This window comes from Mesorhizobium sp. M7A.F.Ca.CA.003.01.2.1, assembly GCF_003998945.1.
GTDB lineage: Bacteria > Pseudomonadota > Alphaproteobacteria > Rhizobiales > Rhizobiaceae > Mesorhizobium > Mesorhizobium ciceri.
Genome location: NZ_RZRA01000213.1, coordinates 1 through 6,637, shown reverse-complemented (window position 1 = coordinate 6,637; position 6,637 = coordinate 1). Strand labels below are relative to the sequence as shown.

Genomic DNA, 6,637 nt, shown 5'->3' with positions numbered 1-6,637 from the left:
CTTGTAGACATCGTCGTGCTCGAGGAACATCGTGGCCGGCAATACGATGTCGGCAAGCTTGGCCGTGTCGGTCATGAACTGCTCGTGCACGCAAGTGAACAGGTCGTCGCGCAGGAAGCCTTGCGTCACCAGCCGCTGCTCCGGCGCGACATTCACCGGATTGGTGTTCTGGATCAGCATCGCCGTCACCGGCGGGCCACCATAGAGCGCATCGCTGGCACCGGTCAGCACCGGGCCGATGCGCGAATGGTCGAGATAGCGGATCGAGGGATCGCGCATCCTGGTGCCTTCGAGCACATCCTGGTTGAGCTTGAAGATGCCGGAATTGGAATGGAAGGCGCCGCCGCCCTCATATTGCCAGCTGCCGGTGACAGCCGCGATGCACGAGGCGGCATGCATGTTGACGGCGCCATTGCGCTGGCGTGCAAAACCATAGCCGAGGCGGAAATAGGTCTTCTTGGTCGTGCCGACGAGGCGGGCGAAGGCCTCGATCTCGGCAACCGTCAGGCCCGTGATCCCGGCCGCCCACGCCGGAGTGCGCGTCTCGAGATGCGCTTCCAGCCCTCTCGGGTCGTCGGTGTATTTCGAGAGATAGGCGCGGTCGGCCATGCCCTCCTTGAACAGCACATGCATGACCGCGCAGGCCAGCGCGCCATCGGTGCCTGGCTTCAGCACAAGGCCAAGATCGGCCTGCTTCATCGTCGCGTTTTCGTAGACGTCGATGACGACGATCTTGGCGCCGCGCTCCTTGCGCGCCTTGATGGCGTGGGTCATGACGTTGACTTGGGTCACCACCGCATTGGTGCCCCAGATCACCACGCAATCGGATTTCGCCATCTCGCGCGGGTCCGGCCCGCGCAAGGCGCCGGCCCCCATCATCCAGCCCGTCCAGGCGAGATTGGTGCAGATCGACCCGAAGAAGCCGGAATACTTTTTCGCGTGGCGCAGCCGGTCGATGCCGTCGCGCTGCACCAGCCCCATCGTGCCGGCATAGTAGTAGGGCCAGATCGTCTCCGAGCCGTACCTCTCCTCGGCCGCAATGAACTTTTCGGCGACGAGGTCGAGCGCGGCCTCCCAGCTCGCTTCCTTCCAGGTGCCGTCGCCCTTAGCGCCGGCGCGGATCAGCGGCTTCAGCAAACGGTCGGGATGGTGGACGCGGTCGGCATAACGCGCAACCTTGGCGCAGACGACGCCGGCGGTGTAGCTATTGGACTTGGCGCCATGGACGCGGCCGATCCGATTGCCGTCGAGCAGTTCGACCTCGAGCGCGCAGGTCGAAGGACAATCATGCGGACAGGCCGAATGGCCGATGCGAAGCTTGGCGTGCTGGTTCATGCGGCAAGACTAGCGGGTTTCAAAGGGCGCGTGTAGGGCCAGATGATTAGCCAATCTCCCCACTTGTGGGGAGATTGCGTAATCACTCCGCCGTGCCTTCTTCATACTCTGCCGACATGGACAGCCACTTTTCCTCGTGGCCGGCCAGCGTCTGGGCCAGTTGCGAGCGCTCCTTGGCCAGCCGGGTCGCTGTCGAGGGATCCTTTTCGTACACCGCCGGATTGGACAGTTCGTCCTCGATGCCGTCGATGCGCTTGCGGATGCGGTCCATCAGCGCTTCGGTGGCGCGGATTTCCTTGGCCAGCGGCTCGAAGGCGGCGCGGCGTGCCGCCGCATCGCGACGGCGGTCGGCCTTTGACGCCTTTTCCGCCTCGCGCTTGCCGCGGCGGTCGCCGGACACGCCGGTGACCAGCGTCTTGTAGTCTTCCAGATCGCCGTCATAGGGGTTGACCGCGCCGTCCTTGACCAGCCACAGCCGGTCGGCGGTTGCCTCGAGCAGATGGCGATCATGCGAGATCAGGATGACGGCGCCAGGGAATTCGTTCAACGCATGGATCAGCGATTCGCGGCTGTCGATGTCGAGATGGTTGGTCGGTTCGTCGAGGATGAACAGGTTCGGCCCCTCGAAGGCCGACAGGCCCATCAGCAGCCGCGCCTTCTCGCCGCCCGAAAGATCCTTGGCGGCGGTGTTCATTTTCTCGGTCGTGAGGCCGAACTGGGCGACGCGGCCGCGCACCTTCGATTCCGGCGCCTCCGGCATCAACCGGCGGACATGCTCGTAGGCGTTTTCGTCCGGCCGCAGATCGTCGAGCTGATGCTGAGCGAAGATCGCCACCTTCAGCCCGGGCGCCACCGTCATGGTGCCGCTCTCCTGCTTCAACCGGCCGGACAGCAGTTTGGCGAAGGTCGACTTGCCGTTGCCGTTGGCGCCGAGCAGCGCGATGCGGTCGTCGGCGTCGATGCGCAGCGTCATCTTCTTAAGGATCGGCTGCTCCTCGGTGTAGCCGACATTGACGTTGTTCAGCGCCACGATCGGCGAGGCCACCGTCTTCACCGGCTCGGGGAAGGAGAACGGCCGCACCGAGTCGTTCACCAGGGCCGCGATCGGCTTCATCTTTTCCAGTGCCTTGATGCGCGACTGTGCCTGTCTCGCCTTGGAGGCCTTGGCGCGGAACCGTTCGACGAAGGATTCCATGTGCTTACGCGCGGCTTCCTGCTTGACGCGGCCCTTCTCCTGCAATTCCTTCTGTTCGGTGTATTGACGCTCGAACTGGTCGTAGCCGCCGCGCCAGAAGGTCAGCTTCTTCTGGTCGAGGTGAACGATCGAGTTGACGGCGCGGTTGAGCAGGTCGCGGTCGTGCGAGATCAAAAGCACGGTGTGCGGATATTTCGACACGTAGTTTTCCAACCACAGCGTGCCTTCAAGATCGAGATAGTTGGTCGGCTCGTCGAGCAGCAGCAGATCGGGCTCGGCAAACAGCACCGCGGCGAGCGCCACGCGCATGCGCCAGCCGCCGGAAAAGGAGGAGGCCGGACGCCGTTGCGCAGCGTCATCGAAGCCGAGGCCGGCGAGAATGGTGGCGGCGCGGGATTCGGCTGAGTGCGCGTCGATGTCGGCCAGCCGCATATGGATGTCGGCGATGCGGTGCGGATCGGTCGCCGTCTTTTCCTCTTCGAGCAACGCCGTGCGTTCGAGATCGGCCTTGAGCACGATCTCGATCAGCGCATCCTCGGTGCCTGGCGCTTCCTGCGCCACCTGGCCGATGCGGGTGCTCTTCGGCAGGCTGATCGAGCCTGTCTCGGACGGGAAATCGCCGGTAATGGCCTTGAACAGCGTCGTCTTGCCGGTACCGTTGCGGCCGACGAGGCCGGCTTTGGTGCCGGCTGGCAAGGTCAGCGAGGCATGGTCGAGAAGCAGGCGTCCGGCCATGCGGAGCGATAGGTCGTTGATGATCAGCATGGCCGCGCTTTTGCACCGGACATCAACGCTTCGCAAGGCCTTGCGGGCCAGTTGGCCGCACAAGGCCTCGAAACGACGCCCGCGAGGGCGCCGTCAAAGCAGCCGAACGGTGGCTTGCCTGCTCTCAGGCAGTCGCCTTGCGCTTCGTTGCCTTGGCGACAGCGGCCGGCGCTGCTGCCGGCTTGCGGCCAAGTCCCGTCGACTTTGCCAGCGCCGATCGCGTCGCCGAGTAGTTCGGCGCAACCATCGGATAGTCCGGCGGCAAGCCCCATTTGGCCCGATAGTCGTCCGGGCTTAGGCCGTAGTCGGTCCGCAGATGCCGCTTGAGCGACTTGAACTTCTTTCCGTCCTCAAGGCAGATGATGTAGTCGGGAAACACCGACTTCTTCGGATTGACTGCCGGAACCAGGTTTGGAGTTTCCGCGACAACTGCACCAGCGAGCTTGCGAACCGAAGCACTGACGCTGGCAATCAACTCAGGCAGGCCGGAAGCCGGAAGGGGATTGTTGCCTACATAGGCCGAGACAATATCGGCCGTCAGCTCGATAACGGTCTTATCATCGATATTTGACAATTCTTTCACCTTATTTGCGACAAAATCCTCCACCCCAGCGAAGACTTGTGTCGATGTATCTCTTTAACCGCGTCCCCCAACGGACCGCCAAGTCTCATAAAAGAATGAAGAATCGGCCAAAATAGCATTCATGCGAAATCGACGCCGTGCAAATTAGAAAATCTAATACTTGGAACCAGCAGACTTAGCGGCAGGACTTTCGTCCAATATCTCCAGAATACGCTTCCAGCGGGCGCAGCGCGCCAAATCCTTTTGTTCTATCGCCTTTTCGGCCCTCATCGCGGCGTAAAGCGGTGCCTCGACGCCGAATTCGTCGATCAGCCAATGCGCTTCCTGAATGGCCAGACGCTCATTCTCGTCAAACATGGTTTTCGGCCTCCGAACGTTCCACACCGACCGCGACACAACTGCCGATGACGAGAATGGCTCCGACAATGGCCGTCACCGTCAGCCGTTCGCCGGACAAGGTCAAAAGCAGGGTCGAGGCGATCGGCGTGAGATAGGCGACCACCGCGACCCTGCCGCTGCCTTCAAGCTTCAAGGCGCGCGACCAGAAATAGTAGCCCAAGCCCATCGGACCGGCGCCGAGATAAAGGCCGAGAGCCAGGTCCGCGCCGATGGGCCAGGTGAAACCGTCGCGAGCGCACCACAGAAACGTCAAAGCGACGCCGATCAACGATGAGGGCAGCAACAGGCGATCGGCTGGGGTGGCGACCCGTCCCACCATGATCGAATAGAAGGCCATGCACAGCGCCGACCCGAATGCGGCGAGATACCCGACCAGATCGCCGTCGAGCCAGGATTGGTTGCGCCCTCCCGAAATCACCAGCGCGACGCCGATGAAGCCTACCACCGCGGCGAGACCCAACAGTGCCGGACGCCGCGGATTTTCCAAGGCAATGACTGCCGCCGCGACCATCAACGGCCAGGTGTAGGCGACCAGATTGGCCTCGATCACCGGCATCGAAGCGAAGGCGATGTATTGCAGCACCATGGTGCCGACCAGGCCGATGAAGCCGACCGCGAGAGAGATGAGCGCCGCCCCGGCCGTGACCGGTGCTACTCTTTCCCGGCTCATCAATCGGATGGCCCGGCTCATCAATCGGATGGCGGCGAAGACGAGTGCAGCGCCTGCAAATTGCAGGAACTGGACCTGCGACACCGGGTGGCCGGTCAGCAGGGATTTGCCGACCAGGGCATTGGTGGACCACAACGCCACCGCACCGGCAGCGAAGACCAACGCGGATATCGAGCCGGATCCCTGCCGAAACAATCGGCATGGGATTCTATTTTGCTGTTCGACCATGATCCTGTCCGAAAACCGGTTCCGACTTTTCGGGATCATGGTTCACTATCATGATTCCCTGGCTCCGCCCGGAACCGGAGCATCGACGGCGGCGGGCACGGGATGCTCCGCCTCGAACCGACGGTAGGCCGGGAGCTGGTTGGTCCAGACATCTTCGGCCAGTTCGCTGACCCACTCACGGTCGTGGTCATTGTCGGCGGCGAGATAGAACATTCTGTTGTCGTCGACATAGGGTTTGGCCACCGAGCGCTGGTTGAGCACCAGCGTGACGCGCTCGCCGAACCGGATCGGCGCGGTGCGATGCAGGACGCCCAGGAACTGGCCGAGCGTCGCGTAGTTCATCTTGTGATCGATGCGCATGACACTGTTGCGCGGGATCTCGCGGCCGGATTCGAGAATGGCGCGGCCGGTTTCGGAGTCGTCGCAATAGATTTCGAGGTGGCCGCCGACCAGCGGATTGCTGATCGACAGCGGAATGAGCTCGGTGACCGGAACGCCATCGCAATGCCACTCCACGGCGCCGTCCCTGGATTCATGAAGGTGACCGTCGAGCCGACGATCGACAGCGGATAGGGCTCCAGCTTGGTGCCCATCATGTCGGACAGCCGCTCCAGGCGCAGCTTGTCATGCAGCAATTCCCTGATCTCGGGGATGTAACGGTCGGCCCCGGTGATGAAGGTCAGATCGAGGTGCTTGTGCACGGCATGGCTGGCCTTGAGCTTCAGGGCAGCCTCCTCGATCGCGGCAAGCAGTGCCGGGTCATAGCCGTGCAGATATTGCGCGACACCGAAACTCGACACTTTCCAGGCGGTTTCATGGCCGATAATGGCTTCGCGGCTCATCGCATAACGCAGTTCGGGAATGGTGTGGGCGTTCATTGTACTTCTCCAGGATGGGGGCAACACTTGGTAAACAGTCGATTAATTCACCCACCCCTGTAAAATTAGGAATGCTGGTGCTAGTGTAAGCCAAGCTTAAGGTCGAAACCGTGCGTCTGCTCAGTCAGGTCAACCTCAATTCGCTGAAAATCGTCGAAAGTGCTGCGCGGCACGGGAATTTCACGCGCGCCGGTGAAGAACAGTTTATTACCGCTTCAGCGGTCAGCCAGCGCGTGAAAAGCCTGGAGGATCAGCTTCGTTTCAAGATTTTCCAGCGCGGCGGCAATGCGGTGTCGTTGACGCCGGAGGGCGAGACCTATGTCTCGCGCGTTCGCGAGGCGCTGGAGCGAATCGTGGCCGCCAGCATGGAAGCGACCGGACAATCGCAGGAGCATGTGCTAAAAATATCGGTGCTGCCGACCTTTGCGGCACGCTGGCTGTTTCCGCGCCTGCCGCTGTTCCAGCAGCAATATCCCGATATCGTGATGCGGGTCTCGACTTCGTACGCGACGCATGAGTTCACGGCCTCGGAATTCGATCTCGAAATCCGTTATGGCGACGGTCACTTTCACGGGCTGCAGTCC

Annotated in this window: 8 protein-coding genes; 1 reads left to right on the top strand and 7 read right to left on the bottom strand. The window is 62.0% G+C overall.

Features of this window, described 5'->3' with window-relative positions:
- The 7 genes from EN969_RS11390 to EN969_RS11360 all read right to left on the bottom strand — a co-directional run.
- Positions 1 to 1,335, bottom strand: a 1,335-nt coding sequence (locus EN969_RS11390; RefSeq protein ID WP_164758220.1) for a molybdopterin-dependent oxidoreductase, incomplete at its 3' end; no start/stop codon positions are given.
- Between the two features lie 82 nt (positions 1,336 to 1,417).
- Positions 1,418 to 3,295, bottom strand: coding sequence for an ABC-F family ATP-binding cassette domain-containing protein (locus EN969_RS11385; RefSeq protein ID WP_013532466.1), 1,878 nt, complete (start codon positions 3,293 to 3,295; stop codon positions 1,418 to 1,420).
- A gap of 124 nt (positions 3,296 to 3,419) precedes the next feature.
- The gene (locus EN969_RS11380) at positions 3,420 to 3,869 is read right to left on the bottom strand and encodes a MucR family transcriptional regulator (RefSeq protein ID WP_013532467.1); all 450 of its coding nucleotides are present in this window, start codon (positions 3,867 to 3,869) and stop codon (positions 3,420 to 3,422) included.
- A gap of 162 nt (positions 3,870 to 4,031) precedes the next feature.
- Positions 4,032 to 4,235, bottom strand: a complete 204-nt coding sequence (locus EN969_RS11375) for a hypothetical protein (RefSeq protein WP_013532468.1) — start codon at positions 4,233 to 4,235, stop codon at positions 4,032 to 4,034.
- The gene (locus tag EN969_RS11370; RefSeq protein ID WP_244514286.1) at positions 4,228 to 5,109 is read right to left on the bottom strand and encodes a DMT family transporter; all 882 of its coding nucleotides are present in this window, start codon (positions 5,107 to 5,109) and stop codon (positions 4,228 to 4,230) included. Before EN969_RS11370 ends, EN969_RS11375 begins: the two co-directional genes overlap by 8 nt.
- A gap of 114 nt (positions 5,110 to 5,223) precedes the next feature.
- Positions 5,224 to 5,535, bottom strand: coding sequence for a hypothetical protein (locus tag EN969_RS35975; protein ID WP_244514285.1), 312 nt, complete (start codon positions 5,533 to 5,535; stop codon positions 5,224 to 5,226).
- The gene (locus EN969_RS11360; protein ID WP_013532471.1) at positions 5,514 to 6,053 is read right to left on the bottom strand and encodes a hypothetical protein; all 540 of its coding nucleotides are present in this window, start codon (positions 6,051 to 6,053) and stop codon (positions 5,514 to 5,516) included. Before EN969_RS11360 ends, EN969_RS35975 begins: the two co-directional genes overlap by 22 nt.
- Before the next feature lie 110 nt (positions 6,054 to 6,163).
- Here EN969_RS11360 and EN969_RS11355 point away from each other — a divergent pair.
- A partial coding sequence (locus tag EN969_RS11355) for a LysR family transcriptional regulator (RefSeq protein WP_127419131.1) occupies positions 6,164 to 6,637 on the top strand: 474 nt, incomplete at its 3' end.

Excerpts from the sequence above, each read along its gene's own strand:
- EN969_RS11375 (WP_013532468.1), bottom strand. The coding sequence starts at position 4,235 with ATGTTTGACGAGAATGAGCGTCTGGCCATTCAGGAAGCGCATTGGCTG.
- EN969_RS11385 (WP_013532466.1), bottom strand. The coding sequence starts at position 3,295 with ATGCTGATCATCAACGACCTATCGCTCCGCATGGCCGGACGCCTGCTT.
- EN969_RS11360 (WP_013532471.1), bottom strand. The coding sequence starts at position 6,053 with ATGAACGCCCACACCATTCCCGAACTGCGTTATGCGATGAGCCGCGAA.
- EN969_RS35975 (WP_244514285.1), bottom strand. The coding sequence starts at position 5,535 with ATGCGCATCGATCACAAGATGAACTACGCGACGCTCGGCCAGTTCCTG.